This window comes from Phytomonospora sp. NPDC050363, assembly GCF_040655735.1.
Lineage (GTDB): Bacteria > Actinomycetota > Actinomycetes > Mycobacteriales > Micromonosporaceae > Phytomonospora.
In genome coordinates, this window is sequence record NZ_JBFAKK010000001.1 from 248,380 (window position 1) to 275,147 (window position 26,768).

Annotated in this window: 28 protein-coding genes and 1 pseudogene; 16 read left to right on the forward strand and 13 right to left on the reverse strand. The window is 72.1% G+C overall.

Going from position 1 to position 26,768, the window contains the following annotated elements:
- Nucleotides 1-9 precede the first annotated feature (9 nt).
- Complete coding sequence (locus AB0I28_RS01060; protein WP_357488626.1) at nt 10-672, reverse strand: GntR family transcriptional regulator; 663 nt, start codon at nt 670-672, stop codon at nt 10-12.
- Nucleotides 673-783: 111 nt separating this feature from the next.
- Here AB0I28_RS01060 and AB0I28_RS01065 point away from each other — a divergent pair, with 111 nt between their 5' ends.
- Both AB0I28_RS01065 and AB0I28_RS01070 read left to right on the forward strand, forming a co-directional pair.
- Nucleotides 784-1,215: a VOC family protein gene (locus AB0I28_RS01065; protein WP_357488627.1), complete on the forward strand. Its 432-nt coding sequence runs from the start codon at nt 784-786 to the stop codon at nt 1,213-1,215.
- Nucleotides 1,216-1,359: 144 nt separating this feature from the next.
- Nucleotides 1,360-1,959, forward strand: a complete 600-nt coding sequence (locus AB0I28_RS01070) for a DUF2867 domain-containing protein (RefSeq protein WP_357488628.1) — start codon at nt 1,360-1,362, stop codon at nt 1,957-1,959.
- Nucleotides 1,960-1,968: 9 nt separating this feature from the next.
- Here AB0I28_RS01070 and AB0I28_RS01075 read toward each other — a convergent pair whose 3' ends face one another.
- Together AB0I28_RS01075 and AB0I28_RS01080 are read right to left on the reverse strand one after the other, a co-directional pair.
- Nucleotides 1,969-2,517: a TetR/AcrR family transcriptional regulator gene (locus AB0I28_RS01075; protein ID WP_357488629.1), complete on the reverse strand. Its 549-nt coding sequence runs from the start codon at nt 2,515-2,517 to the stop codon at nt 1,969-1,971.
- Nucleotides 2,518-2,697: 180 nt separating this feature from the next.
- Entirely contained in the window at nt 2,698-3,630 is a 933-nt protein-coding gene (locus tag AB0I28_RS01080; protein WP_357488630.1) for a hypothetical protein, read from the reverse strand.
- Nucleotides 3,631-3,832: 202 nt separating this feature from the next.
- Between AB0I28_RS01080 and AB0I28_RS01085 the strand changes: the two genes are divergently transcribed.
- The 3 genes from AB0I28_RS01085 (at nt 3,833) to AB0I28_RS01095 (ending at nt 8,166) form a co-directional block, all read left to right on the forward strand.
- A complete protein-coding gene (locus AB0I28_RS01085; protein ID WP_357488631.1) occupies nt 3,833-4,114 on the forward strand; it encodes a hypothetical protein in 282 nt (93 codons plus the stop codon).
- Between the two features lie 65 nt (nt 4,115-4,179).
- Complete coding sequence (locus AB0I28_RS01090; RefSeq protein WP_357488632.1) at nt 4,180-6,969, forward strand: AAA family ATPase; 2,790 nt, start codon at nt 4,180-4,182, stop codon at nt 6,967-6,969.
- A gap of 687 nt (nt 6,970-7,656) precedes the next feature.
- The gene (locus tag AB0I28_RS01095; RefSeq protein ID WP_357488633.1) at nt 7,657-8,166 is read left to right on the forward strand and encodes an N-acetyltransferase; all 510 of its coding nucleotides are present in this window, start codon (nt 7,657-7,659) and stop codon (nt 8,164-8,166) included.
- A gap of 39 nt (nt 8,167-8,205) precedes the next feature.
- Here AB0I28_RS01095 and AB0I28_RS01100 read toward each other — a convergent pair whose 3' ends face one another.
- Nucleotides 8,206-8,832, reverse strand: coding sequence for a sulfotransferase family protein (locus tag AB0I28_RS01100; protein WP_357488634.1), 627 nt, complete (start codon nt 8,830-8,832; stop codon nt 8,206-8,208).
- Nucleotides 8,833-8,922: 90 nt separating this feature from the next.
- Complete coding sequence (locus AB0I28_RS01105; protein WP_357488635.1) at nt 8,923-9,726, reverse strand: aminotransferase class IV family protein; 804 nt, start codon at nt 9,724-9,726, stop codon at nt 8,923-8,925.
- 131 nt (nt 9,727-9,857) lie between these two features.
- Between AB0I28_RS01105 and AB0I28_RS01110 the strand changes: the two genes are divergently transcribed.
- A complete protein-coding gene (locus tag AB0I28_RS01110) occupies nt 9,858-10,232 on the forward strand; it encodes a MerR family transcriptional regulator (protein ID WP_357488636.1) in 375 nt (124 codons plus the stop codon).
- Here AB0I28_RS01110 and AB0I28_RS01115 read toward each other — a convergent pair.
- Nucleotides 10,212-11,177, reverse strand: coding sequence for a helix-turn-helix domain-containing protein (locus tag AB0I28_RS01115; protein ID WP_357488637.1), 966 nt, complete (start codon nt 11,175-11,177; stop codon nt 10,212-10,214). The genes AB0I28_RS01110 and AB0I28_RS01115 overlap by 21 nt on opposite strands.
- Nucleotides 11,178-11,344: 167 nt before the next feature.
- On the opposite strand from AB0I28_RS01115, the gene AB0I28_RS01120 reads away from it, so the two are divergent.
- The 5 genes from AB0I28_RS01120 (at nt 11,345) to AB0I28_RS01140 (ending at nt 14,424) form a co-directional block, all read left to right on the forward strand.
- On the forward strand, nt 11,345-12,043 hold the full coding sequence (locus AB0I28_RS01120) for an alpha/beta fold hydrolase (RefSeq protein ID WP_357488638.1): 699 nt from the start codon (nt 11,345-11,347) through the stop codon (nt 12,041-12,043).
- A 163-nt stretch (nt 12,044-12,206) separates the two neighbouring features.
- Nucleotides 12,207-13,082: an NAD(P)H-binding protein gene (locus tag AB0I28_RS01125; protein WP_357488639.1), complete on the forward strand. Its 876-nt coding sequence runs from the start codon at nt 12,207-12,209 to the stop codon at nt 13,080-13,082.
- Nucleotides 13,079-13,564: a DUF1772 domain-containing protein gene (locus AB0I28_RS01130; RefSeq protein ID WP_357488640.1), complete on the forward strand. Its 486-nt coding sequence runs from the start codon at nt 13,079-13,081 to the stop codon at nt 13,562-13,564. Before AB0I28_RS01125 ends, AB0I28_RS01130 begins: the two co-directional genes overlap by 4 nt.
- A gap of 11 nt (nt 13,565-13,575) precedes the next feature.
- Complete coding sequence (locus tag AB0I28_RS01135) at nt 13,576-13,992, forward strand: DoxX family protein (protein ID WP_357488641.1); 417 nt, start codon at nt 13,576-13,578, stop codon at nt 13,990-13,992.
- Nucleotides 13,993-14,220: 228 nt separating this feature from the next.
- Complete coding sequence (locus tag AB0I28_RS01140; protein ID WP_357488642.1) at nt 14,221-14,424, forward strand: cold-shock protein; 204 nt, start codon at nt 14,221-14,223, stop codon at nt 14,422-14,424.
- Between the two features lie 94 nt (nt 14,425-14,518).
- Here AB0I28_RS01140 and AB0I28_RS01145 read toward each other — a convergent pair whose 3' ends face one another.
- Nucleotides 14,519-16,750, reverse strand: a complete 2,232-nt coding sequence (locus tag AB0I28_RS01145; protein WP_357488643.1) for a S8 family serine peptidase — start codon at nt 16,748-16,750, stop codon at nt 14,519-14,521.
- A 575-nt stretch (nt 16,751-17,325) separates the two neighbouring features.
- Between AB0I28_RS01145 and AB0I28_RS01150 the strand changes: the two genes are divergently transcribed.
- A complete protein-coding gene (locus tag AB0I28_RS01150) occupies nt 17,326-17,589 on the forward strand; it encodes a hypothetical protein (protein WP_357488644.1) in 264 nt (87 codons plus the stop codon).
- Between the two features lie 67 nt (nt 17,590-17,656).
- Entirely contained in the window at nt 17,657-18,097 is a 441-nt protein-coding gene (locus tag AB0I28_RS01155; protein ID WP_357488645.1) for a GNAT family N-acetyltransferase, read from the forward strand.
- A 4-nt stretch (nt 18,098-18,101) separates the two neighbouring features.
- Here AB0I28_RS01155 and AB0I28_RS01160 read toward each other — a convergent pair whose 3' ends face one another.
- A complete protein-coding gene (locus AB0I28_RS01160; RefSeq protein WP_357488646.1) occupies nt 18,102-18,353 on the reverse strand; it encodes a hypothetical protein in 252 nt (83 codons plus the stop codon).
- Between the two features lie 127 nt (nt 18,354-18,480).
- On the reverse strand, nt 18,481-19,287 hold the full coding sequence (locus AB0I28_RS01165; protein WP_357488647.1) for a tetratricopeptide repeat protein: 807 nt from the start codon (nt 19,285-19,287) through the stop codon (nt 18,481-18,483).
- Between the two features lie 161 nt (nt 19,288-19,448).
- On the opposite strand from AB0I28_RS01165, the gene AB0I28_RS01170 reads away from it, so the two are divergent.
- Nucleotides 19,449-20,477, forward strand: coding sequence for a nitronate monooxygenase (locus AB0I28_RS01170; RefSeq protein WP_357488648.1), 1,029 nt, complete (start codon nt 19,449-19,451; stop codon nt 20,475-20,477).
- A 65-nt stretch (nt 20,478-20,542) separates the two neighbouring features.
- The gene (locus tag AB0I28_RS01175; protein ID WP_357488649.1) at nt 20,543-21,679 is read left to right on the forward strand and encodes a pyridoxal phosphate-dependent aminotransferase; all 1,137 of its coding nucleotides are present in this window, start codon (nt 20,543-20,545) and stop codon (nt 21,677-21,679) included.
- A 4-nt stretch (nt 21,680-21,683) separates the two neighbouring features.
- On the opposite strand, the gene AB0I28_RS01180 is transcribed toward AB0I28_RS01175, so the two are convergent.
- Nucleotides 21,684-23,045, reverse strand: a complete 1,362-nt coding sequence (locus tag AB0I28_RS01180; protein ID WP_357488650.1) for a TIGR01777 family oxidoreductase — start codon at nt 23,043-23,045, stop codon at nt 21,684-21,686.
- A 156-nt stretch (nt 23,046-23,201) separates the two neighbouring features.
- Here AB0I28_RS01180 and AB0I28_RS01185 point away from each other — a divergent pair, with 156 nt between their 5' ends.
- Complete coding sequence (locus tag AB0I28_RS01185; protein ID WP_357488651.1) at nt 23,202-24,158, forward strand: NAD(P)/FAD-dependent oxidoreductase; 957 nt, start codon at nt 23,202-23,204, stop codon at nt 24,156-24,158.
- 64 nt (nt 24,159-24,222) lie between these two features.
- On the opposite strand, the pseudogene AB0I28_RS01190 reads toward AB0I28_RS01185, so the two are convergent.
- The 3 genes and pseudogenes from AB0I28_RS01190 to AB0I28_RS01200 form a co-directional block, all read right to left on the reverse strand.
- Nucleotides 24,223-24,399: pseudogene (locus AB0I28_RS01190) on the reverse strand (helix-turn-helix domain-containing protein); the annotation flags it as partial.
- Between the two features lie 84 nt (nt 24,400-24,483).
- Nucleotides 24,484-25,917, reverse strand: a complete 1,434-nt coding sequence (locus AB0I28_RS01195; protein WP_357488652.1) for a HAMP domain-containing sensor histidine kinase — start codon at nt 25,915-25,917, stop codon at nt 24,484-24,486.
- A gap of 7 nt (nt 25,918-25,924) precedes the next feature.
- Nucleotides 25,925-26,668 carry a response regulator transcription factor gene (locus AB0I28_RS01200; protein WP_357488653.1) on the reverse strand — a complete coding sequence of 248 codons (744 nt, stop codon included), beginning with the start codon at nt 26,666-26,668 and terminating at the stop codon, nt 25,925-25,927.
- Nucleotides 26,669-26,768: the final 100 nt, after the last annotated feature.

A 26,768-nucleotide genomic window follows, 5' to 3' on the forward strand; every position in this document is an offset into this window, starting at 1 on the left:
CGGTGAGGTCTACTCCGTCGCGTCGCTGAGGAGCACGAAGGCCTGGTGGCGGTGCGCGGCGAACAGTTCGAGCGCGCCGCCGGCGTCGCGGGTGCGCAAGGCGGCGGCGAGTTCGCGGTGCTCGTCGGGGATCTCGGCGAGATAGCCGTCGGTGCTCAGCGCCACCCGGGTGAGCAGGAAGAGGTGCACCTGCGAGCGGATCGCGCGCCACGCCTCCTCCAGCCGCCGGTGCCTCGCGGCGGCGTACACGGCGTCGTGGAAGGCGATGTCGTACTGCACCATGGCGTACTCGTCCTCGGCCCGTCCCATGAGCTCCGCGGCCTTCTCGATCAGGGCGAGATCCTCGTCGGTGGCCTCCGCCACGACCCGCTCGACGGCGAGCCGTTCGAGGGCGCCGCGCAGGCTGTCGAGTTCGGCGACGTCCTCCGCCGACAGCGCCGTGACGGTGGCGCCGCGATGCCAGGCGCTGCGGACGAGTCCCTCGCCCTCCAGGCGCAGCAGGGCCTCGCGCACGGGCCCGCGGCTGACGTCGAGGGCCTCGGAGAGCTCGACCTCGCGCAGCTGCGCGCCGGGGGCGTAGGCGCCGCTGAAGATGGCGTCGCGGATGCGGTCGGCGACCTCGTCGGCCAGACCTCTGCGGCGCGCGGGCGCGACCCTGCCCTCGTTCGCCATGAACCCTCCCTCCTTGTTGTCGCAATGTTAACATTCGGCTAGTGTCTCAATGTAAACATTGCGACAACGGCCGCCCGGCGGTCGGTGCCGAAGAAGGGCAGGATCTCGCACATGACCGTTCTCGACTCCCCGATCCCGCGGTTTCACCTGGCCGTGCCGGTCGACGATCTCGACGCCGCGCGCGGTTTCTACGGTGAGGTGCTGGGCCTTGAGCAGGGCCGCAGCTCCGACTCCTGGATCGACTGGAACCTCCACGGCCACCAGTTCGTCACCCATCTCGCGCCCGAGCGTCAGCGCCGTGTCCACAATCCTGTCGACGGCCACGATGTGCCGGTGCCGCACTTCGGCCTGGTCCTGACGGTCCCCGCGTTCCAGGAGCTCGCCGTGCGCCTCCGGGGCGCGGGTGTGGAGTTCGTCATCGAGCCTTATGTGCGCTTCGAGGGCCAGGCCGGTGAGCAGTGGACGATGTTCCTGCTCGACCCGGCGGGCAACGCCCTGGAGTTCAAGGCCTTCGCCGACGACTCGCAGGTCTTCGCCGTCTGATCTCGCGGCTCGCGTCCATCGAAGTCCACCGTCCCCAAGGGGCGGTGGACTTCGATGTTGTGGGGGTCGTCTCAGGTCCCGTCCGGTTCTCGCGGCCGGTGCTAGCCTCCATCTATACGCTCCCGTATAGATGGAGGCCGGACCGTGAAACTTCCCAAGACCGAGCACACTTCCAGGCCGTGGCTGATCCACGACCTGGCGCCGGACTTCGACGTCGAGGACGTGTGGGCGCTGCCGACCCCGGGCGGGCCGGGCGACCTGCCGAGGCTCGTCGACCAGATCGCCCTGGGCAAGGGCGAGGGCGCCCGCTTCAAAGGCGTCGCCGGCCTGCTCTTCGCGATCCGCTGGAAGCTGGGCGCCGCGCTGGGCTGGGACCGCCGGGACGCGGGTGTCGGCACCCGCGTGGCGACTCTGCGCGACCGCCTGCCCGAGGAACTGCGCGAAGCTCACGTCGGGCCCGAGGTCCGCACGGTCCCCTTCCGTGCCGTCTACCTGAAAGACGACGAGTGGGCCGCCGAGATGGCCAACCGCACGGTGCACACGGTGATGCACATCGGCTGGGTGCCCGACGGCAACGGCGGGCACCGGGGGCAGATGGCCGTGCTGGTCAAACCCAACGGCCGCTTCGGCGCCGTCTACATGGCGGCCATCGCGCCGCTTCGCTACGCCTTCGTCTATCCGGCGCTGATGAAGAAGATCCGGCGCGGCTGGAGCGCGGAGGCCGGCCCCCGGCACGCGGGGTGAGGCGCCGCGTCAGGTGGTGACCAGCCTGACCGCGTGCAGGTACACCTGCTCGCGGCTGCGCGAGCCGTGGTCGGCGGCCATGAAGTGGTTGCCGACCAGCAGCGAGAACGCCAGCAGGCAGCGGGCCTCGACCTCGTCGGGGTCGTCGAAGATCTCGGCGAACAGCGAGCGCAGGAAACCCATGCGCCGGTTGTCGACACGTCGCAGGCGGTCGGCGACGGCGGGGTCGCGGCGGGCCCAGTCCCGCACGGCCAGGTCGATGCGCAGCAGGCGCGCGTCGGAGGCGAGCTCGGCGGCCTTGCGCATGCGCGTCCTGGTGTCGCCGCCGGCGCCTTCGGCGCGTGCGAAGAGGTCCTCGCCGCTCTCCTTCTCCCACGCGTCGAGCATCGCGGCCAGCAGCGTGTCGCGGTCGGCGAAGAACCCGTAGAAGCCGCCCTTGGTGACGCCGAGGGACTTCGCCAGAGCCTCGACGCGGACCGCGTCGGGGCCGCCGGCGGCCAGGGCGAGCAGCCCTTCCTCGACCCACTTGGCGCGAGGCGTTCGCGTCTCGGCGGCCATGCCGTCCCACCGTCCCCTCGTCGTGGCACTGTCCGGCGGATCCGCCGATGCGTTCGCGAGCGTATATCTCGTGGCGCGAGAAGAGCGCCGCGACTCGTTCGGTCCCTGCCCCGGGCAGCGTGAAGCCGGGTCCCGCGAACGCGGAACCCGGCTTCGTCGAAGTGGTGCGGCGGTGGTTGATCAGGTCGCGATCGAGCCCAGCAGGACCGTGCCGGAGCACGACGTGGAGCCCACGTTCTTGACCGTGAGGTAGTACTCGCGCTCGGCGGTCCCGCCGCTGTTGATGCGCTGGAGGTAGTAGTCGCGGGTGATCTCGAGCTGGCAGGACGACCCGCTCGGGTTCAGGCCCGGCAGGTACGCCAGGGTCAGCGGGTTGGCGTTGTTCCAGTGCCACGTGCCGGACGCGCCGGCCGCCAGCGTGCCCGTCGTCCAGCTGGTCGAGGCGGTGGTGTTGGCGAGGCGGATGTCGGCGGTGCAGGTGATGCTTCCGACGTTCTTGACCTGGAAGTGGAACTCGCGCTCACCACTGGCCTGCTTGAGGTACCAGCTGCGCACGACCTCGAACTGGCAGGCGGTGCTGCCGGTCGCGCCCTGGGGCGAGAGTCCCACGACGTGCGCGGAGTTGAGGGGGTTGGCGTTGTTCCACTGCCAGTTCTGCGTGACGCCGGGGCTGACCCCGCCGGTGGACCAGGACGTGAAGGCGGTCAGTCCGCCGAGCAGGACCTGGGTGCCGCAGGAGATCGAGCCGCTGTTCTTGATGGTGAAGTGGTACTCGCGCTCGCCGCCGGGCTGCTGGACGTGCCAGTCCCGGACGACCTCGAACTGGCAGACGGCCGAGGTGGAGGCGCCGGCCGGGGAGAACCCGACCTTGTAGGCGGCGGTGGCGGGCGCGTTGTTCCAGTGCCAGTTCTGCGTTCCCCCCGCGGCGACCGTGCCCGAGTACCAGGACGCCTGGACGCCGATGCCGGCGTTGGCGCCGACCCCGGCGGCGGCTCGCGCGTCGAGCGACACCTTGTCGGTGCCGGGGCCCGCGTTGGCCGCGGCGGGTGCCGTGAACATCGCGAACATGGCCGCGAGAGCGACCGTGATCAGTGTCAGAGCTGTCTTGCGCATTTCGGTTTCCCTCCCGATGACGGTGCGCCGCCATGTCGTTGCGCGGCACGACACGAAGCTATGGCCGCGGCCGCGGCCGGCGTATCAGGGAACGACCCCACAGTTGCCCACGAAGTGTTTGTGGGGTGATCGGACGGTGTGGACGACGGTCGCGTCTGGCTACATTGGAGTCACTTGCCGACAAGGGGAATGAGGCAGCAGGATGTCCAACGGTGAAGCACGCACTCCCGTCGACGGGAACGGCGGCGGGGGCCCGACGAAGATCCGCGACACCGCCGAAGCGGTCGAGCACCTGGACGCCGGTGACGCGCGACTCGTCGCCGTCGACGGCAACGGCGGTGGGGGGCCCACGCTCGTCGCGGTCGACGGAAACGGCGGGGGAGGCCCGACGAAGATCCGCGACAAGGCCGTGCGGGCCGCCGCGGGCGACGACACCGCCGAGGTCCTCGAGGACGGCGCGGGACCGACCGGCCCGAACAGGTAGCCACCACGCGCGACACGACGATGGTGCCCGCTCCGGCGGGCACCATCCGGTCTTTGGGGGAAGCGATGCAGCCACGATCGGTGCCGGCCGGCGGCGCGGTCGTCGACCGCGACGGCGCGCTGTCCACCGTGGACACCGCACTGGCGGCGGCCGAGTCGCGCCCGGCGGCGCTGACCCTCACCGGCGACGCCGGGATCGGCAAGACCACCGTCTGGCAGCACTGCCTCGCCCGGGCTCGCGAGCGCGGCCACCGGATTCTCGCCTGCCGGGCCGCGGAGTCGGAGATCCGGCTGTCCTTCGGCGGCCTGGTCGACCTCCTGCACACCGTCACCGCCGACACCCTCTCCTGCCTGCCCGAGCCCCAGCGCGACGCGCTGGAGTGCGCCTTACTGCGCCGCTCCGCCGGTGACTCCGTCATCGACCGGCGCGCGGTCTACCTCGCCGTGCTCGGGGCGGTGCGGATCCTGTCGAAGTCCTCGCCGGTCGTCCTCGCCGTCGACGACGCCCAGTGGCTCGACGAACCCAGCCGCAGCGTCCTCGAATACCTCGTCCGCAGGCTCGCCGACGAACCCGTCGCCGTCGTCACCTCCGTCCGCTCCGACGCCGAGGACGCGCCGCCCTTCGGGATCGCCGAGACCTTCGACGCCGACCGGATGTGGCTGCTGCGCCTCGACGGGCTCACCGCCGACGGTCTCCACAAGCTGCTGCGCGCTCGCACCGGCACCGACTGGCCCCGCCCGCTGCTCACCCGGCTGCACACCGCCTCGGGCGGCAACCCCTTCTTCGCGCTGGAGATCGCGCGGGCCATCGACCGCTCCGCCGCCGTCGGCACGACCCTGCCGCTCCCGCGCACGCTGACCGAGGTCGTCCGCGACCGTCTCACGGCCCTGTCCGAACCCACCCGCGACGCACTCCTCTACGCGGCCTCCATGCCGCACCCCGACATCGCCGCCGTGCGGGCGGCCGGCATCGGGGACACCGACCCGCTCGCCGCCCTCGAAGACGCCGAGAACGCCGGCGTCGTCGACCTCGCCGGCGGCGCCATCCGCTTCACGCACCCGCTGCTGGCCTCCACCGTCTATGGCACCGCGCCTCCCGGTCGTCGCCGCCACGTGCACGCCCGCCTGGCCGCCACCGCCGACGACGCCGAGGCCCGGGCCTGGCACCTCGCCCTCGCGGCGACCGGGCCCGACGAGGACATCGCCGCCGCCCTCGAAGACGCCGCCCGCCGCGCACTCGCGCGCGGAGCCCCCGCCACCGCCGCCGACATGCTCGACCTCGCCGCCCGGCACGCGCCCGAGACCGAACGTCCCCGGCTGCTCGCCGCGTCGGCCGAGCGCATGTTCTTCGCCGGCGACGCCGCCGGAGCCCGGGGCCGTTACGAGGCGGCCCTCGCCGCGACCCCGCCGGGCAGGCAGCGCGTCCAGCTGCTCCTCGACCTCGCCCTCGCCGCGTTCTACCAGGACGGGCCCACCCCGGCCGTCCCACTGTGCGACCAGGCCCTCGCCGAGGCCGGCGACGACTGGCACATGACGGCCGTCGCGCACCTGCGGAAATCCTGGTACAGCCTCAACGACCACGCCGAACGCGCCCGCCAGGCCGCCCTCGCCCTCGCCGCCCTTGAGCCCCGCGAGGACGCCCCACCCGACCTCCTCGCGCTCGCGCTGCTCTCGGCCGCCTGGTACGCCTTCCACGCCGGGCTCGGCTATACGCCCGACGACCTCGACCGGGCCCGAGCGCTCCTCCCCACCCGGACCGCCTCGCGGGAGGCGTCCATGTCGCGCAACGTGCTGCGCGTCTTCCCCCGCTACCTCGACCCCGCCGCGGCCCGCGCCGACATAGCCACCGTCCGCGAGACCGCCGCCGAGAGCGGCGACGAGTCCTCGGCAATGCAGTCACTGGTCCACCTGTCCGAAATGGACTGCTGGACCGGGAACTGGCACCGGGCCCGCGAAGGCGCCGCCGAAGCCGTCGACATCGCCGCCCAGATCGGCCAGAAACCCTGGCAGCCCTACGCCGGCTACGTCCTCGCCCACGCCGAGGCCTGCCTCGGCGAGCTGGCCGCCGCCACCGAGCACGCCCGTGAAGGACTGCGCGCCGCCCGCGCCGCCGACGACTCCTGGGTGAGCCTCCACCACCTCGCCGTGCTCGGCTTCATCGCCCTGTCCGACGAGGACCACGCCGCCGCCGACCGCCGGCTCACCGAGGCCGAGGACCTCGCCCGCTCCGTCCACCTCGGCGACCTCGGCATCTGCGACCACTACGGCGACCACGTCGAGGCCGTCGTGACACTCGGCGACCTGCCCCGCGCCCGGCGACTCCTCGACGAGCTCGCTCACCGCGCCGACGTCGCCCCCAGGCCCTGGATCGAGGCCGTCCTGCACCGTTCGCGGGCCGTCGTGCACACCGCGCTCGGCGAACTCGACGAGGCCGAGGCCGCCGCCGAACTCGCCCTCGCGGCGCATCCCGCGCTACCGATGCCCTTCCTGCGCGCCCGGACCCTCCTCGTCCAAGGGCGCCTGCGGCGACGGGGCAAGCGCAAACTCGCCGCCCGCGACTCGTTGCTGGCCGCGCGCCGGGGCTTCGACGAACTCGGCGCCGCCCGCTGGACCCGCCTCGCCGACGACGAACTCGCCCGCCTCGGCCTGCGCCGGGGCACCGAGCACGACCTGACGCCCACCGAGGAACGTATCGCCGCACTCGTCGTCGGCGGGCTGAGCAACCGCGAGGTCGCCGCCGCCCTCTACGTCACCACGAAGACCGTCGAGGCCCACCTCAGCCGCATCTACCGCAAGCTCGGCGTGAGCGGGCGCCGGGAACTCGCCCGCCACATGGCCGAGGAGCAGGAGGGCTGAGGACCGCGCGCGCAGGTCGCCCGGCGGGGCTCCGGTCTTGTCCGAAGCGGCCGCCCCGGGGAGAACGCAGCCTCCACTCCATAGGGGAGGCTGCGCGTCTTGCCGGTGCCGTGTCCCTCCGGCCGCACCGGCCGTCGGGATATCGGCGCAGTAACCCTATATATGATCCTACGACGGCATTTCACCGTCCGCAATGGACAGTGCTCGGAGAGTGCTCGCCCGGGTGTGGGCGGTGCAGGGGGCACCGGGAAGTCCGATGTCGACGACGTCGTTGCGGCGCACGGTTATCGGCCGCCGGCGAGAGTTCGCAACGGTCCTGCCGGACACCGGAGACACCGTCGCCGGCCGGGACCGGGAACCGCCCGTTTCGCTCCATGTCCGCGTCGCCGCCCGGATGTTACGGTGTTTCCGCACGCCGGCACTCGGCCGCGTGCGGGACGAGACCGGGAGGTGTGTTGATGACCGCCGCAGCGGCGGCCGCCCCCGGCGGCGCCCGGCCCATCCGCATGTCCCGGACCCCGGTCTGAACCGGCACACCGGAAGCCGCATCCGGCTTCGGTGACGCCCGGCTCGGCCGCGGTCCCTGCGACGACAGGGCTCCACGTTGTCTCCACATCACCCATCACCGTGCCGGCCGAACGCCGCGCACGGGGACAAGTCCCGCACGCGCACCGAACGGAAACCGCCATGACCCACTGGAACACACGACCCGAGACGCCCGCCGACATCGCGGCCGTCCGCGCGATCAACCTCGCGGCCTTCGAGACCGCGCTCGAAGCCGACCTCGTCGACGCGCTGCGCGGCGACCCCACCGCCTGGATCGACGGCCTCTCACTGCTCGCCGAGACGCCCGCAGGAAAGGCCGCGGGATACGCGCTGCTGACCCGTTGCCGAGTCGGCGGCACACCGGCGCTGGCACTCGGACCCGTCGCGGTCCTGCCCGAGCACCAGGGCGAAGGCGCTGGTTCAGCCGTCGTCCGGGCCTCGCTCGACGTGGCCCGCGCGTCCGGCGAGAACCTCGTTCTCGTTCTGGGGCACCCGAAGTACTACCCGAGGTTCGGTTTCGTGCCGGCCTCGCGTCACGGGATCAAGGCGCCCATGGAAGTCCCCGACGAGGCGATGATGGTGCTCGTCTTCGACGAGGGCGCCCCCATCCCCGGCGGCGTGATCGAATACGCCGAGGCCTTCGGCGTCTGACTGGACGGTCCGGCGGCCCGCAGGGGCCGCCGGACCGGCTCAGACCGCGTTCTCCTCCGCCGGCCGGGACCACTCCTCGCGTGTGTTGAGGTGCGGGAACGGCTCGTCGGGAACCGCGACTCCGAGGGCCTCGCACAAGGGCCCCCATCCCTGTTTGGCGTTCCACTCCAGCAACCGGGCCTTCGGTGCGGTCGCACGCACCTGTGCGACATAACGCTCGTAGGCTTCGGCGCCGCTCGCCGGGTCGTCGAAGAGCTCGCCGAAGACCCGCCGCCACACGCCTTTCACCATCGGCAGGAAGCCGTCGCCGGCGAACTCGACCTCGGGCAGCCGGTATGCCTGCCCCATGATCGTGGCGTCCATGCTGCTCCACCAGGCCGCGCCGCTGTCGCGGACCGACAGCAGGATCAGCGCGTCGGGGTACAGGTCGGCCAGTTCCGGCCAGAACCCCGCCGAGGGCCAGTCGACGGCGGCGGTGAAGTCGCCGAGGATCGACGGGAGCCGTGCGATGTCGCCGTCGACGACGGCCTGCCACTCGGGGATGTCCTCGCGGCGGTCGAAGACCTCGGTCATGTGGTAGCAGCGCCCTCCGAGGAGGGTGCCGAGCGCCGCCCGGAGTGTGGTCGTGCCGGTGCGCGGGAGTCCCGCGCCGATTACTCTCAGCATTGTCCACATGGTACTGAAACATTCCCGTAACACAAGATGCACCGGTGCTCTGCGTAGTGCCGGGATCACACGATGCGAGCGGATCGCCGGTCAGGGCGCCACCGGCGGCTCGGCCTCGTGCGCCGCGTGCAGCAACTCAACAAAGGACGGCGCCGCGGGGAGAGCCGCCTCCCCGATGCGGTCCACCGCGATGCCCGGCGTCCACGAGTTCATCACCACCGCGCCCGACAGGCCCGGCAGGTCCGCCGGCCGGACCTCCTGCACGCGTTGCGGCGCCCCGAGCCTCTCCAGCTGCCTGCGGACGGTCCCCATCATCGTCCCGCCGAGCATCTCCGCCGAGGGCCACACCACGGCCTCGCCGTCCCAGAAGGCCAGGTTCCAGATCGATGCCTCGCTCAGCCGCCCCCGCCGGTCGAGGAAGGCCGCGTCGTCGAAGCCCTGCCGGACCGCCTGCCGCATGACGTAGGTCTTGGCGACCTCGCCGACGTGCTTGACGGCCGGAAGGAAACGCTCGTGCTCGACGGTCGCCAGGGACAGCGGGCCCGCCGGGCCCGAGGACGGTGCGCCGGTGCGGACGAGCAGGTCCAGCTCGGCCGCGCCGTCGTCGGCGGTGAACTCGCCGGTCGAGGAGTACACCGTGGCCAGCAGCGAGACGTCGGACGGTCCCGCGGCCAGTGCGGTGCGCAGGCGCGAGCGCACGAGGTCGTCGGGCAGGGCCCGCCCGAACATGGCCAGCGAGGCGATCTGGAGCCGTTCCAGGTGGAGGTCGAGGCCCTTGATCAGGCCGCCGCGCACCTGCGCGGCCGTGAAGTGGGCGTACCCGGTGAAGGCGAGCGGGGCCAGGTCCTCCGCGGTCGCCGTGCCGCCGTTGCGTTGAACCACGTAGAAGCTCATCTGTGACTCCATGTCGGTACGGATATCCTCGGGCTGCGGCGAACCGGCGGGGTCGTCCGGAATCCGGCTCGCCAGGCCGACGTTATTCGTTGACACCGGTTGGAAGGTCAAGCGGGGATGGGGCGCGTCACATGTTGATCGGGGAGTTGGCGCGGCGGACCGGCGTGAGCGCCCGGCTGCTGCGCTACTACGAGTCGCAGGGGCTGCTGGAGGCCGGGCGGGGCTCGAACGGCTACCGCAACTATGGCGAGGACGCGGTCGTCACCGTGCGCCAGGTCCGCGCGCTGCTGGAGGCAGGCCTGAGCACGGAGGTCATCCGCGCGGTGCTGCCGTGTGCGCAGGGCGAGCTTCCCGACTTCGACTGGTGCGTCGACGTGCGGGCCATCCTCGACCGCGAATTGGCGGCCACCGATGAGCGCATAGACACCCTCCGGCGCAGCCGGGGCGCCCTCTCGGAGATCCTTTCGCGACCGGGCGGTCGACGTCTAGTTCGAGTCCAGCAGTGAGCGGCCCAGTGGGGTGAGCCGGTGCACGACCTTGCCGCCGTCGCGTTGGCTGGCGACCAGGCCGGCGTCGCGCAGCACGCGAGCGTGTTCGCTGGCGGAGGCGGGCGAGACCCCGACGCGCCGGGCGAGTTCGGTCGTCGAGCCCCCGGCGCCGATCGTGTCGAGCACCGCCGCGCGGGTCTGGCCGATGAGCGCGGGCAGGCTTCCGCGAGAGGCCCGCGACGGCGCTCCGGAACGCGCGATCGGGTAGATGAGGACTGGCGGGTGGGACTCGTCGAAGAGCGTCATGGGATGCCGTATGCAGAAGTAGGACGGGACGAGCAACAGCCCACGCCCGCCGAGGTCGATCTCCTGGCGCGGATGGTTCGGGACCCGCAGTTCCCCCGCCGACCAGGTCGCCGTCGGCGCGAGGCTCGCCAGGAGCCCTTCGACGCCGTGCTCGGCCATCGCCGCGGCGCGGCGGGCTCGATCGCGGTCGAAGGCCGCCTCCAGGGCGCGCCGGTGCGGGGCGATCGCGGTGTCGTGGAAGAGGCGCATGCCATCGGTGAGGCGGGTCAGGGCGCCGGGGTCTCCGGAGGCCAGCGCGGGCAGGTCGGGGTGGGCGCGGTCGGGAGCGAGGCGGCGCAGGTCGCGGACGAGGAGCGGGATGGGTGTCGAGCGGACCGCCTCCAAGCCGTGGTCGATGCCGCGCATGCCCTCGGCGGGGTTGAGGAAGTCGGGGAAGTACCCGAAGGTGGGCGTCAGCACCGAGAACAGCCGCAGCCCTGGCGTGGTGCCCGGCCGGCGTAAACCCGCGAGGGCCGACCGGCGCCACTCGGCGAAGAGCAGGTCACCACGCTGACCGCGCAGCATGTGCACCGCGCACACGAGCTCCCACAGCGGATCGGGCGCGGCCGCGATCCTGGTGCGGGCGATGTCCTCGCCGGTGAAATTGATCCGCAGCATCCGTGATCCCCCCGAACACACATCGCCTGCCGCCACTGTAAGAGCGGCGCGGGGTCTTCGGGGATCGGCGGTTCCGCCGAAATCGCGTCCACCGATCCGGTGGCGGGCGGGCGGGTGCGGTCTCGAGTCTCGACCGCGGCCCGACGTCGGGCCGGCCCATCGTCTTATTGCACGGGGACGGTGGCAACGCTTCGCTGTGGTGCCAGCAGGTGGAGGCGCTGGCCGCCGAACATCCGGTCTTCGCCGTCGACGTGATCGACGATCCCGGCCGTAGCGTCCAGCGCGAACCGCTCGCCGGTCCCGCCGACCACGCCCGCTGGCTCGGTGAGGTCCTCGACGGCCTCGGTCTCCACCGGGTCCACTTCGTCGGCCACGCCAGCGGTGCCTGGCTGGCCCTCAACCAGGCCTCACGGGCACCCGAACGTGTCGCTTCGCTGACCGCACTCGAACCGGTCGGCATCGTGGTGCCGCGCGCCGCCTTCGCCCTCAGCGGCATGGTGGGCTTCGCGCGGCTGCTCACGAGGTCGAGGAGGCTCCCGTGGCCGGCGCGTCGCCTCGCCAACGCCGCCCTGATGATCGACTGGACGGTGTCGCGGCCGATCCTCCAGGCGGCCGTCGGCTTCGGTCCGCGACGCTCGAAGGGCCGCAGGTGCGCCGACGAGGATCTGGGCGCGATCAGGGCTCCGACGCAGATCGTCATCGGCGGGCGCTCCACGCTGTTGCGGCCCGCCGAGGCCGTCGCGCGGATCCGCCGGGTACTTCCCGACGCGCGGATCGAGGTGATCCCGGATGCCGGGCACGGTCTGCAATTCGGGTATCCGGAGCGCGTGAACGCCGCGATCCTCGCCCACGTCGACGGCTCCTGACCTGGGCTCACCGACCGCGCCGCGCAGGTGTGCGTCGAGGGCCGCCGCGACCGCCGGAGGCCAGCGCTGCGGCCTCGTCAGTGTTACGTAACTCATATTATCGGTGGGTCTTGTTGTATGAGACAGTGATAGTACGGAATTCATATGACATGAAGGGTTCACCATGCTCCTCGTCACCGGTGCCACCGGCACCGTCGGCCGCCACCTCGTCGGCCACCTGCTCCGAGCCGGCCACCCCGTCCGGGCGCTCACCCGCAATCCCGGCGACGCCGGACTGCCCTCGCAGGTCGAGACCGTCCAGGGCGACCTCGCCGACATCGGCACGCTCAAGGCCGCCTTCGACGGCGTGACGGCCGTCCACCTCATCAACTTCGAGGCCGGCTACCGGCCCCTCCGCAACGGGCCTCAGATCGCCGAACTCGCAAGCGCCGCCGGGGTGCGCCGGGCCACCGTCCTCGGCGGCTGGACCGAGAGCACCCTCGAACCCGCGCTCCGTGAGAGCGGACTCGACTGGACCCACCTGCGGCCCATCGAGTTCATGTCCAACACGCTCGCCGACTGGGGTCCGCGACTGCGCGCCGAAGGCGCCGTCCGCGAACCCTTCGGCGACCGCCGCAGCGCGCCCGTGCACGAGTCCGACATCGCCGCCGTCGCCGCCGCGGCACTGACCGAGGACGGCCATGCCGGCCGCGCCTACGCCATCACCGGCCCGGAGGTGCTCACCCCGCGCGACAAGATCCGCATCCTCGCCGAGGCGACCGGCCGCGACCTCGCCTTCGCCGAACTCACCCCCGAACAGGCCCGCGAGCAGTGGACCGCCTCACCTCCCGACCTGCTCATCTGCAAGGTCCTCGCCGACGTCCCCGGCATGAGCAACGACCGGATCGTCGACCGGCTCCTGGCGATGTACGGCGACACCCCGGAGGCCGGCCGCACCGTCACCGGCGCCGTCGAGAAGGTCACCGGACGTCCCGCCCGCACCTTCGCGCAGTGGGCGGCCGAACACGCCGACCGCTTCACCGCCGACGACGCCGCATGAGGCGGTTCGTCCCCGCCGCCCGCCTTGTCCTGCTGACCGGAACGGGCCTCTTCGCGGGCTTCCTGCTCACCGTCCTCGTCCTCGAACAGAGCCTGCGCCGCTTCGGCGGAGCCGTCTACACACAGGTCAGGCAGGTCGAGCTCATCGGCCTCGACGGCCTGGCCACCGCGACGCTCGTCCCGGCCGCGCTCGCCGCCCTGCTGCTCACCGCTGCCGATCTGCGAGCCGGGAGCGGGCGGTCCCGGCTCACGGCGGGCGCACTGGCGGCACTGCTGGCGATCTTCGTCCTGACCCTCGTCGTCAACGTGCCCATCAACACCGATCAGCTCGGCTGGGACCCCCTGTCCCCGCCCGCCGACTGGGCGGCCGTCCGTGACCGCTGGCAGACCGCGCACGTCGTGCGCACCGTCCTGGGAGCCCTCGCCTTCGGCCTCGCCTCCCTGGCGGGGCCGAGCGCGAAGCCTCCGGCCGCCCGACTCTGAAAGGAGGCCCTGTGCACACTGTCCGCGTGGCCGTCACCCTCACGGCCGCCGCCAACGCCTTCTCCGGGATCGCGGCGCTCCTGCACTGGAAGGCGATCCTGCCGGGCATGGCGAAGGCGGACGTGCCCGAGACGTGGCTCACTTTCCCCATCGGCACGCTGAAGACCGCCGGGGCCGCCGGACTGCTGGCCGGACTGTGGGTGCCGTGGATGGGCACCGCCGCCGCGAGCGGTCTCGTCCTGTTCTTCGTCTGCGCCGTCTACACGCACATCCGGGCGAGCGACTTCGGCGCCCAGTTCTGGCTGGCCATCGGCTTTCTGGCGCTTGCCGCGGCCTCGCTGCGGTCGGCTCCGGCGCCCTGGCGAAAGCGGCCGGCGGGCCGCTGGGCCCGCCGGCCGGAGGGGCCCGAAAGCGAGGCCAGAAAGTGACGCAGGTCATAGTGTCCTGGACTCCGGGACGGAATGTCCGAGGGCAAGGCATGGTTGTGCTTGTCGGTCGAAGTTTCTGTGTTAGTGCTCATCAGGCGCGTTCACGGGTTTCGTGAGCGCGCAGTGCTGTTTCTCTCCCGAGAGACGGTTCGGTGCCTTCGCTTGCGGCAACCGACCGGTGGTCCGCGCCCTGCGGGCCGCGTTCAACCCTCACATTGGGAGATCTACATGGCACAGGGAACCGTTAAGTGGTTCAACGACGACAAGGGCTTCGGCTTCATCGCGGTGGACGGCGGCGCGCCCGACGTGTTCGTCCACTTCTCCGCGATCGAGTCGGCCGGCTTCCGCAGCCTCACTGAGGACCAGCGGGTCGAGTTCGAGATCGCGCAGGGCCCGAAGGGCCCGCAGGCCGAAGGCGTTCGCGTCATCTGAGCTTCCGGGGCCGCGATCCGCGAGGATCGCCTACCCGTGCGACGGCCCCTCACCGGAGTGATCCGGTGAGGGGCCGTTTTCGTGTCTCGGCGGTCTAGAGCGTCAGCGTCCAGGTGTTGATCGTCCCGGTGTCGGCCGAGGCCGCGTCTTGCACCTGGAGCTTCCAGGTGCCGTTGGCCGTCTCACCGGAGACGTTGACGGTGTAGGTCTGGTTGATGTTGTCGGCGCTGCCGCCGGCCCTGTTGTGCAGGACGTAGGCCGAGCCGTCGGGGGCGATGAGGCTCACGACGAGGTCGCCGATGTAGGTGTGCAGGATGTTGACCGCCACCGTCGAGGTCGCCGAAGGCGCGCGGCCGCAGCCGGCGATGGTGATCGAGCTGGTCACCGTGCTGTTGTCCGGAACGGCGACATCGGTGCCGTTGGTGCCGTTGCACGTGCCCGACCCACCGCCGACCAGGTTGAGCGTCCAGGTGTCGATGGTGCCGGTGTCGGACGCCGCGGCGTCTTGGACCTGGAGTTTCCAGGTGCCGTTGGTCGTCTCACCGGAGAGGTTGACGGTGTAGGTCTGGTTGATGTTGTCGGCGCTGCCGCCGGCCCTGTTGTGCAGGACGTAGGCCGAGCCGTCGGGGGCGATGAGGCTCACGACGAGGTCGCCGATGTAGGTGTGCAGGATGTTGACCGCCACCGTGGAGCTCGCGCTCCCATTGCCCGTGCAGCCCGAAATCGTGACCGAGCTGTTCACCGTGGCGTTGTCGGGGATCGCGACATCGGTGGAGTTGGTCTGCGAGCAGCCGGGCGGGCCGTTGACCGTCAGCGTGAACGACGTCGACTGTGTCGTCACCGTCCCGGTGCCGGTGATGGTCACCGAGTAGGTGCCCGGCGGCGTCGACCCGCCCGTGGCGATGGTCAGCGCCGACGAGGCGCCGGAGGTGACCTGCGCGGGGCTGAAGCCCGCCGTCGCGCCGGCGGGCAGGCCGCTCGCCGTCAGGTTGACCGTCTGCGCCGCGCCGACCGTCGTCTGCGTCGACACGGTCGCCGTGGCCGACTGGCCCGGGTTGACCGTGCCGGAGCCGGGTGAGACGGCGATCGAGAAGTCCTGCGTCGGGGGCTGGATGTTGCCGACGTAGAGCAGCTTGTTCGGCGAGCCGGTGCCGGGACCGGTCACGACGCCGTTGGTGGCGTCGTTGACGAGCTTGTCGCGGACCTGCTGGGGTGTGTACGAGGGGTTGGCCGACAGCACGAGCGCCGCGGCGCCGGCGACGTGCGGTGTCGCCATCGAGGTCCCGCTGATGGTGTTGGTCGCCGTGTCGGAGGTGTACCAGGACGAGGTGATTCCGCGACCGGGCGCGAAGATGTCCAGGCAGGTGCCGATGTTGGAGAAGTCCGACTTGGCGTCGTTGCTGTCGGTCGAGCCCACCGTGATCGCATTGGGCGTGCTCGCCGGCGAGCTGTTGCAGGCGTTGGCGCTGTAGTCGTTGCCCGCCGCGACGGCGTAGCTGACGCCGTCGGCGATGGAGGCGGTCACGGCGTCGTTGGTGGCCTGGTCGAAGCCGCCGCCGAGGCTCATGTTGGCCACGGCGGGCGCCCCGGGGGCGTGGTCGCCGGTGACCCAGTCGATGCCGGCGACGACGCCGGCGTAGGAGCCGCTGCCGGCGCAGTCGAGGACGCGGACGCCGACGAGCGTGACGCCCTTGGCGACGCCGTGCGCGGTGCCGCCGGTGGTGCCGGCGACGTGCGTGCCGTGGCCGTTGCAGTCGGTGGCGTCGTTGTCGTTGTCGACCGTGTCGCGACCGGAGACCGCGCGCCCGCCGAAGTCGGTGTGCGTGAAGCGGATTCCGGTGTCGATGATGTAGGCCTTAACACCCGAGGCGGTGTTGGGGTACGTGTAGGAGTTGTTCAGCGGCAGGGCCCGCTGGTCGATGCGGTCGAGGCCCCAGGAGGGCACCGGCGACTGCGTACCTGCGAGCGAGACCGTGCGGTCGGCCTGCACGTAGTCGACCTGAGGTTCGGCGGCCACACGCGCGGCGGCCTCGGCCGACATGGTCGCGGCGAAACCGCGCAGGGCGTTGCGATAGGTCGCGGTGACCTCGCCGCCGTGCTCGCCGACGAGGGCCTGCGCGCCGGCTCCGACGCCGTTGGCGGCGACGGTGTCCTTGAACACGACGATGTAGGAGCCGCTGATGGCGGTGGACTCTCCGGCGTAGAGAACCGCGCCCTCGGCGGGCGCGGCGAACGCGGGGGTGGTGAAGGCGGCGGCGGCCGCCAACGCGGTGGCGAGGAGGGCGAGGCCGGACCAGCCGCGCTGCATTAATCGGGTGAGACTCATGATCTTCGCTCCGGGAGTGAAAGCGGCACCCTCGCCGCGGCTGCCCGGTGGGGTGCCGACGTGAGGGTGCCGTCAGTTGGGCGTGGGCGGTCGCACAGGACCGGGATGTTTCCGGATAAGCCGCGGTGGTTCCGGCCGGCGCCGGAGACCGGGGGCGCCGGGCGCCGGATGGAGAAGGTCGAACCGGGACGGCGCATCGGTGTCCCTTCGGGCGAATGCGGGGCACGTACCGGACTGGGCCGGTCCGGGTGTGAACCCGGTGACGAAACATTGACCGAAAGTCCATGCGGAGTCAATAAGCGATCGACGTCGATGACTGTCGGGTTTCACGCTGCGCATCCGTCCGGGTGTCGTATATCGCGCGAGACGGGCCGAGGTGCGCAAGTCTTCCCGCTGCTGTTGCTCCTGCGGTTCCAGCGACTTCGCGCTGAGCGTCCCGCAGAACCCATGGGCGATCGCCGCGCTGTGGACCTCAGCGGCGCGGCCTGGGCGACAGTGATCCCGGTCCAGAAGGCCGTCATCGCCGAGGACTCCGGAGCCGCGCGCGAGCTTCCACCGTCGAGGAGCCGCCGCCGGTGCAGGCTCCGCCGGGCGGCGCGTCCAGGAGGCCGCTCGCCCGCCTGGGCGCCCACGCCGGAGTCTTCCTCGATGCGCAGGCCCTCAGCGTCCTCCTCGGGCTCTCCTGGCTGTGGGACCTGCTCAGCGGGCGGCGGGGGCTCGCCGAGGCGTTGACGGGTCCGCCGCGAGCGCTCGACGGGTTCGAGGAGTGCGCCGGGCACGGTGTGGGCGATCGTGCTGATCGTGGAGGCGGGGTGGACGGCATGGCGCTCGGTCCGTGAGCGCCGTCGCGGGTGAGGCCCGGTCATCTCGTTTGACACCCCGGCGGGCGCGGGGTTTTCTTTCACCGTGTCCGAGCTACGCATTGAGCAGGTGGACGGCGACGCCATGATCGAGGACTGGCGCCACGTCCACAACACCATCATCCCGGCCGACCCGCTGTCCCTCGACGACGTGCGCGAACGATCCGGCCGCAACCACCTCGAGGTCGCCTATGCCGGCGATGTCCTCGTCGGCTGCTCGACGGTCCGTCCGCCGGCCGGTGAGTCGAAGGAGTCCGTGGTGATCGCCCGGATCCTCCCCGAGCACCGGCGCAGGGGCTACGGCACGCGGCTCTACGAGCGAGGGCTGGCGCGGGCGCGTGAACTGGGCGCCGAGGCGGTCGAGACGATCGTGCTCGGGACGAACGTCGAGGGCCTGCGCTTCGCGGAGGAGCAGGGCTTCGTGGAGGTCGAGAACTACGTGCTGCCGGGCGGGACCGAGCGCTGGCACACGCTGCGGCTGCCCTGAACGCTCACTGGATCGTCGCGTCGGTCCAGCGCACGCCCCTGTCCTTCGCCCACGAGCGGATCCGTTCGGCGTGTTGCGAGGCGTCCCGGCGCAGGGTGAAGGCGCGGCCCCACATGCGGTCGGCGGCGTAGTAGACGACGAGGAAGCCGCCGCCCTCGACCTGGCAGACCTGCAGGCTCGGGGCGGCCTCCCCGTCGCCGCGCCAGCGCTCGACGACGATCCAGCGGCCGCGATCGATCAGAATCCGCCTCGCCACGTCCATACCTCGATCATCTCGCAGCACCGTGCGACCCGCCGCACTTTTCCCGAACATCTGTACGATACGAGAGGGTGGGACGCCACGTGAACGGGGTGGCAGGGCGCGGCGGGCCGACCGCTTCGCGCTAGGCGTCCCCGGCGGCCTCCGCCCGGATGGCGGCGAGGTTGGCCCTGGTCACCTCGACCCCGTCGTGCCCGGACCCGAATGCCCGGGTGCGCGCGGCCAGGTTCTCCTCGTGCAGGGCGATGGCCTCGCCGAAGGACCGCGAACCGGCCAGGGCGTTGGCCAGCTCGTTGCGCGCGGTCAGCGTCTCGTCATCGTCGGCGCCGAGGTGCTCGGTCATGGCGTCGAGGTTGACGCGGTAGAGCTCGACGGCCTCGTCGCGGCGGCCCGCCCGCAGCAGCGTGACCGCCAGTGCCTCACGGCACGCGAAGGTCGTCGGGTGCCCCTCGCCGAGAGCGCGCAGGCGGATGGCGAGGTCGGCCTCGTAGACCTCGGCGGCCTCCTCGTGGCGTTCGGCGTCGCGGAGGGCGTAGGCGAGGCTGTCGCGGCTGTCGAAGGTCCGGGGATCCTCCTCGCCGTGGATCCGCAGCTGGTCGGCGAGACTCGTCTCGAGGACGGCGACGGCCTCGTCGAGGCGCTTGGCCTCGGTCAGCATGGCGCCGAGTGTGGCCAGCAGCGACACCGAGTCCGGGTGGTCGGTACCGAGCAGTCCGACGCAGTCGGCGTAGAGCTGGACCTGCATGGGAACGGCCTCGTCGAAGCGCCCCGAGCGGGCCACCGCGACGGTCGCGGCGTGGTGGGCGGCGAGTTCGGCGAGCGCCTCGTCCAGGCCCTCCGCCGGTGTGGTCCGGCCGGGCACGACATCGTGCAGGGTGATGCCGAGATCGGCGGCGATCCGGACCGGGTCGTTGGGGTTCGCAGAAGTCATTTCCAGCCTCGTGAGTCGTCGGAGTGGCGACCATATAGGACCGTCTACTCAGGACCGCTGTGGAGCGGCGGGGCGCCGCGCCCGGGCCGGGTGGCGGCGAGTCCGTCCCGAATCGGCTTAGCATGGCGGGGACCGCACGAAACGCCGACCGGGGAGCCGTCGTGAGCCTCCTTTCCCACCTCGGAATCGGTCTTCCGGTGCTCGCCGCGCCGATGGCCGGAGGCGCCGGAACTCCGGCGCTGGTGACCGCCGCCGCGCGGGCGGGAGGCCTCGGCTTCCTCGCCGCCGGGTACCGCGGCCCGCAGGAACTCGCCGAGCAGATCGACACCGTGCGGGCCGAGGGCCTGCCCTTCGGCGTCAACGTCTTCGCGCCCAACCCGGTCCCCATCACGCCCGCCGCGCACCGCGCCTACGCCGACGCCCTCGAACCGGAGGCGGCCCGCTTCGGCCTGTCCCTCGCCGGCGCCGAGCCGATCGAGGACGACGACCACTGGACCGACAAGGTCGATCTGCTGCTGGCCAGCCCGGTTCCGCTGGTGTCGTTCACCTTCGGCCTGCCCGGGCCGGGAATCCTCGCGGCCCTCCGCGACGCCGGGAGCGTCGTCGCCCAGACCGTCACCTCCGCCGACGAGGCCCGCCAGGCGGTCGCGGCCGGCGTCGACATGCTCATCGTCCAGGCCGCGGCCGCCGGCGGGCACTCCGCGACCTTCACCCCCGAGCGGCCACCGCCGCCGACCCCGCTGCCCGAGCTCGTCGCCGAGATCGCGCGCGTGGTCACCCTGCCGCTCATCGCCGCCGGGGGAGTCGCCACCGCAGCCGACGCGCGCGCCGCCCTGCGCGCCGGGTCCGAGGCCGTCATGGTCGGCACGGTCCTGCTGCGCACCGAGGAGAGCGGCGCCGCCGAGGCGCACCGGACCGCCCTCACCGACCCCGCCTTCGACACCACGGTCGTCACCCGCGCCTTCACCGGGCGACCGGCGCGCGGACTGCGCAACCTGTTCACCGACCGCTACGAACCGATCGCGCCGCTCGGCTACCCCGCCGTCCACCACCTCACCGCGCCGCTGCGCAAGGCCGCCGCGGCGGTCGGAGAGAACCGGCTCATGCACCTTTGGGCCGGCACCGGCCACCGCGAGGCCCGCGCCGAACCCGCCGGACAGACCCTGACGCGCCTGTACGACGGCCTCTGACCACGCCTGTCGAGTTCACGACTCAACCCGGCCCGCCGCTCGCGCCGGCCGCGACAATGTTGCGGGTGACAGGCGACAGCAACCCGCGCATCGCGTCTCGTGCCACCGCCATTCCCTACGGTCTCGGCAAGTCCCTGCGCGCCACCGCGGGCCCCGACAGCATCGACCTCGCCATCGGCCTGCCCGGATACCCCGAGCCGCCCGCCCGGCTCATCGACGCCGCCGTCGAGCGGCTGCGCGCCGGCGACCACCAGTACGAGGAGACCTGCGGCTCCCTCCCCGCTCGCACCGCTCTCGCGGCGGAGTTCGCCGTCCCCACCGATCCCGGCACCGAACTCACCGTCACCAACGGCGGCACCGAGGCGCTCACCGTCGCCCTCCTGACCTTCGTCGAGCCCGGCGACGAGGTCGTCGTGTTCGAGCCCTTCTACACCAACTTCCTGTCGGCGATCGCCCTTGCCGGAGGCGTCCCCCGCTTCGTCCGGATCCGCCCGCCGGGCTGGGGCTTCGACCCCGCCGAGCTCGCCGCCGCCTTCAACGACAAGACCCGCGCCGTCATCGTGAACACGCCCCACAACCCCACCGGGCACGTGTTCACCCGCGAGGAGTTCACCGCCGTCGGGAAGCTGTGCCTGCGCTGGAACGTCCCGCTCATCAGCGACGAGGTCTACACCCGCTACGTCTTCGACGGGACCATGGTCTCGGCGACGGAGTTCGCAGAACTCGCCGACCGGTGCGTCACCATCGGAAGCCTGTCGAAGAGCCACGCCATCAGCGGATGGCGGCTCGGCTACTTCCGCGCGCCCGAAGCGCTCACGACCGCGATCCGCCGGGTCCACGAGGCCGTCACCGGCGGTACCGCCACACCCTTGCAGAACGCCCTCGCCCACACCGCCGCCGACCTCGCCGACCCCGACCGGGGCCGGCTCATGCGCAAACTGCGCGACGAGTCCGTCGGCGCCTTCGAGTCGCTGGGCCTCACCTGCTTCACCCCCGCCGGCGGCTGCTACTTCCTCGCCGAGGTCCCCGGCTCCGGCCGCGAGTACGCCGACCGGCTCTTCGCCCGCACCGGCGTCATCGTCGCCCCCGGCGAGCTGTTCTACGACGACCCGACAGGCGTGTCCCAGATCCGGGTGGCCTACAACAAGACCCCGGCGACGATCGCGGAGGCCTGTGCGAGGTTGGCGGGCTTGCGGGGCTGAACGCTCAACCCACCCCCACCCCCACCCCCACCGCCCGCGCCTTGCCGAGCACGTGCCGCAGCGCCCCCTCCAGGCTCGGGAAGCGGAAGCGGTGCCCGACGGCCGCGAGGGCGGCGGGCACGACCCGCTGCCCGGCTTCGGCGATCTCGGCGGCGCCTTCGCGGCCGAGCAGGAGCCGCGGCCCGAAGGCGGGGACGGGGATGAGGGCGGGCCGGTGCAGGACACCGGCGAGGATGTCGGTGTACTCGGCGTTGCGGAGGGGGTGGGGGGAGACGGCGTTGACGGGGCCGGACAGGCGGGAGTCGACGAGCGCGCGCAGGTAGATGTCGGTGAGGTCGTCGATGCCGATCCACGAGGTCCACTGCCGCCCCGAACCGATCCGGCCGCCGAGCGCGGCGCTGAACAGCGGCCGCTGGAGGCGCAGGGCGCCGCCGTTGGGACTCTGCACGATCCCGGTGCGCACCCGGACGACGCGGACCCCGCCTTCGGCGGCGGGCTCGGTGGCGGCCTCCCAGTCGGCGACGACACCGGCGAGGAAACCGTCTCCGGCGGCGGCATGCTCGGTGAGCACTTCATCGCCTCGGTCGGGACCGTAGAAGCCGATCGCCGACGCGCAGGCGAAGACCTCCACTCCGGTGGCGGCGGCCCGCTCGGCGAGGAGGCGGGTCGGCGTGACGCGGCTGTCGCGGATCTCGCGCTTGTGCTCCTCGGTGAAGCGGCCGGCGATGCTCTCCCCGGCCAGGTGGACGACGGCGTCGACATCGTCGAGAAGATCGGCGGCCGGACGCTCCGGATTCCAGAACCGCTCGTCCCAGCCCCTGGCGCGGCCGCGGACGAGCCGGATGACGCGGTGGCCTCCGGTGGTCAGCAGTGCCGTCAGGGCCGTCCCGATCAGACCCGAGGACCCGGTCACGGCGACCGTCATCGGTTCGGGCCGCAGGGCCCGGGCCCAGGCGTGCGCGGCGAGGTCGTCGGCGAGCTGCCGGTGCCGGTAGACGAACATCGCTCGCAGCAGGCGTTCGGGCACCGGGGTGTCGACGCGGTCGGTGGCGCGGGTGCGGGTGCCGCCGAGATCGGTGAACTCGTGGCAGTGCCGCCAGCCCCCAAGCGCGCCGACGGGGAAGGTCTCCAGCACGTCGACGAAGCGCTCGGACTCGACGTATCCGCGCGGGTCGTGCCGGGCGACCAGGCGCACGCCCGGGACGAGTGAGAACTCGGCGCGGCCGTCGCGGATCGAGGCGGCCTCGCGCTTCAGTTTCATCGGCAGCCATGGCGGGGTCAGCCGCACGACCGCCCCCGGCCGGGCGTGCCAGGCGAACACCTCGTCGACGGGAGCGTCGACGACGCTCGAAAAGCTGATCCCCATAGCCGCCAACGGTAGGCGCGGCGGGTCTCACGGGCCGGGTTTTCGGCGAGACCCGGTGCCCGCCGCGCCGGAATTCCAGCGGGGGAGTTGCTGAAACGGCAACACGATTTGCGGATATCGCCGACCGCTCGCATGCTCGCCGTGGAGGTGGTCATGATGACCGGAACACTGGGGAACGAGTACGACGCGGTGATCATCGGCGGCGGCGCCGCCGGCCTGAACGGTGCGCTGATGCTGGCGAGGGCCCGGCGATCGGTGCTGGTCGTGGACGGCGGCTCACCGCGCAACGCCCCCGCCTCAGGCGTGCACGGGCTGCTCGGACACGAGGGCATCGACCCGGCCGAACTGCTCGAACGCGGCCGCGCCGAGGTGCGCGGGTACGGCGGGCACGTCGTGTCCGGCGAGGTGGCGGCGGTGACCGGCACCGAGGGCGATTTCACCGTGCGGCTCGCCGATGGCCGAAGCGTCGCCGCCCGGCGGCTGCTGGCCGCGACCGGGCTCGCCGACGAGCTGCCGGATCTGCCGGGCCTGCGCGAGCACTGGGGCCACGACGTCCTGCACTGCCCTTACTGTCACGGCTGGGAGGTCCGCGACCGGGCCGTCGGTGTGCTGGCCTCCGGTCCGATGTCGGTGCATCAGGCGCTGCTGTTTCGGCAGTGGACCGGCGACGTGGTGTTCTTCGCCCACACCGCGCCTCCGCCGACCGCGGAGCAGGCCGAGCAGCTCGCCGCGCGGGGCATCCGCGTCGTCGAGGGCAAGGTCGAGGCCGTCGAAGCCACCGACGGCCGCCTCACCGGCCTGCGCCTCGCCGACGGCACCGTCGTCGAACGCGAGGCGCTGGTCGTCGCCCCGCGCATGGTGACCCGCGCCGCCTTCCTTGAACCCCTGGGGCTGCTGCCGACCGAGCACCCCGCGGGCGTCGGCGCGTTCATCCCTTGCGACGGCACCGGCCGGACAGAGGTGCCCGGCGTGTGGGTCGCGGGCAATGCCACCGACCTCACCGCCCAGGTGGGCGCCTCGGCGGCCGCCGGCGCCGCGGCGGGCGCCCAGATCAACGCCGACTTGGTCGCCGAGGAGACCCGGCTTGCCGTGGCCGCCCTTCGAGGACGGTGATCTGCTCGATCGGCAGGAGCGGAGGTGGCGCGTCCACCTCCGCTCGCGGCCTTGGGAGTCGGTACCCCCGGGGCCGCAGGCCGACGCCGGACCCGGCGAGGATCCGGTGCACGAAACCGTAGGACCGGCCGAGCTCGCCGGCGAGGGCACGGATGCTGCGCCCGGCTATGTAGGCCGCCACGAGACTTGAGACCAGCACCGTCCGATGAGCACCCTGCGCCTTCTTGTGCCTGTCAAGCAAGATCACACTCGGATGAACGATGACGATTGGCAAAGAGTCACGGTCTGATTACTTTTGGTAAGTATCAGGTCGAATGTGAGGATCTCATCGACCGGGTGGCAGGTCCACCACCACGTGCGTCCCTCCGCCAGGTGAGCCCGCCATCGCCACCGTCCCCCGGTGCGCGGCGACGATCGAGGCCACGATGGACAGTCCGAGTCCCGACCCGCCCGTCGCCCGCGACCGCGACGGATCGGCCCGGTACAGCCGGTCGAAAGCCCGCGCGCGATGCTCCTCGTCCATTCCCGGACCATCGTCGGCGACGACGAGCACCGCCCGGCCTCCCTCGTCGCGTAGACCGACCGTCACCGTCGTCCCCGGTGGAGTGTGCAGACGGGCGTTGGCGAGCAGATTCGCCAGCACCTGCCGCAGCCGCGCCTCGTCTCCGGTCACCACCACCCCGGGCTCCACCTCCGCGACGACCACCCGCTCGGCGTCGACGGCCCGCGCGTCGTCGACCGAGTCGGTCACCACCCGCGACAGGTCGCAGGCTCCGTACACCTGCTCGGCCTCCTGGTCGAGCCGCGCCAGCAGCAGCATGTCGTCCACCAGCGCCGCCATCCGCAGGTTCTCCGCCCGGATCCGGCTCATCGCCCGGTCGAGCATCGGCCCCGAGCGCGCCCCACCCGACTCGTACAGGTCGGCGTAGCCGCCGATCGTGGACAGCGGCGTGCGCAACTCGTGCGAGGCGTCGGCGACGAACCTCCTCAGCCTCTCCTGCTGCGTCTCCCGCTCACCGATCGCGCGCACCAGGCGCGACACCATCGTGTTCAGCGCCGTCGCCAGCCGGCCGAGCTCGCCGTGGCCGGGCCGCCTCGCCACTCGCCGGGTGAGGTCGCCCTCGGCTATGGCCGCGGCGGTGTCGATCATGTCGCCGACCGGTCGCAGCCCTCGCCTGGTGATCCACCAGCTCGCCAGCAGGCTGAGCAGCAGCACCGCCGCGACCGTGACCGCCATCGTCGTCACCAGCTGACCTCGCACGGTGCCGACCTCGGTGAGCGGGGCGGCGAGCACCAGACGCCCCGCGACCTTCGTCTCCTCGCCGGTGACCGGGTCGACAGCGACGCGCACGAGCGCGCCGACGGCCAGCACCCGGTAGTCGGTCGTGCCGTCGGCGCTGGTCGCCGTCAGCGGCTTCCCATCGGTCGGCAGCGGGTTGGGCAGCTCGGGAAGGGGGAGCGGGTCGGTGTAGTAGCCGGCGTTGTCGGCCGAGACCAGGTTCCCCTCGGCGTCGACGACGAGTACCGCCACCGCCTGAAACGCCGGCGAGGTCTGCGGGGAGGACCGGCCCAGCATGAGCGCGGGCTGGAGGCGGGTGTCGGCGGAGTTCTGCGGCTGCCGCAGGTACTCCCGCAGCTGGGCGTCCACCCGCCCGGTCATCGCGTCGGTGACCGCGCTGATGGCGACCACGCTGATCACGGTGGTCGCCAGGCAGAGCAGCACGCCGGTGGAGAGGATGAGTCTGGCCTTGATCGTCATCGCCGTTTCAGGGCCTCGGTTCGCGCAGCGCGTACCCCACGCCTCGCACGGTGTGGATGAGGTGCGGCGGGCCGCTGTCGAGCTTGCGCCGCAGGTAGGAGATGTAGGTCTCGACAAGGGAGGTGTCGGTCTCGAAGCCCTGGTTCCACACCGTCCGCAGCAGCTCCGCGCGCGACAGGACCCGGCCGGTGTTGCGCATCAGATAGCGCAGCAGCTGGAACTCCGTGCGCGACAGCGCGACCTCCCGGCCGCCGCGCCACACCTGATGCGACTCGGTGTCGAGGACCAGGTCGGCGACGGTCAGCCGGTGGCCGTCGCCCGCGCGGGCCGGCATGGTCCGCCGCAGCACCGCCTCGATGCGCAGGCGAAGCTCCTCCAGCCGAAAAGGCTTGGCCAGGTAGTCGTCGCCGCCGGCGAGGAAACCGTCGCGGACGTCTCGCGGCGCGTCCCGCGCGGTCAGGAAGATGACCGGCGTGTCGTCCCCGGCCGCGCGCAGGCGCTCGGCGACGGTGAAACCACTGAAGTCGGGCATGTTCACGTCCAGCAGCAGCAGGTCCGGACACAGTTCCCCCACCCGGGACAGGGCCTGCGAGCCCGTCTCGGCCAGATGCGCGTCATAGCCGGCGAAACTGAGCGCGTCGAGGAGCATGTCGGCCAGCATCCGCTCGTCCTCGACCACCAGCAGCCGGGCGGGGCGGCCGTCGGCCCGGCGCGTGGCGGCCGGGGCGCCGGCCGGTGTCGTCGTTGGCATGTCCCGAACCCTTCCGCGCGTTCATGGGGCCCGGCTGTGGCCCGGTTGGGAGTTGGGTGGGAACCGCCTCCGGATCCTTTCCGCCGGCCCTTCCCGCTGC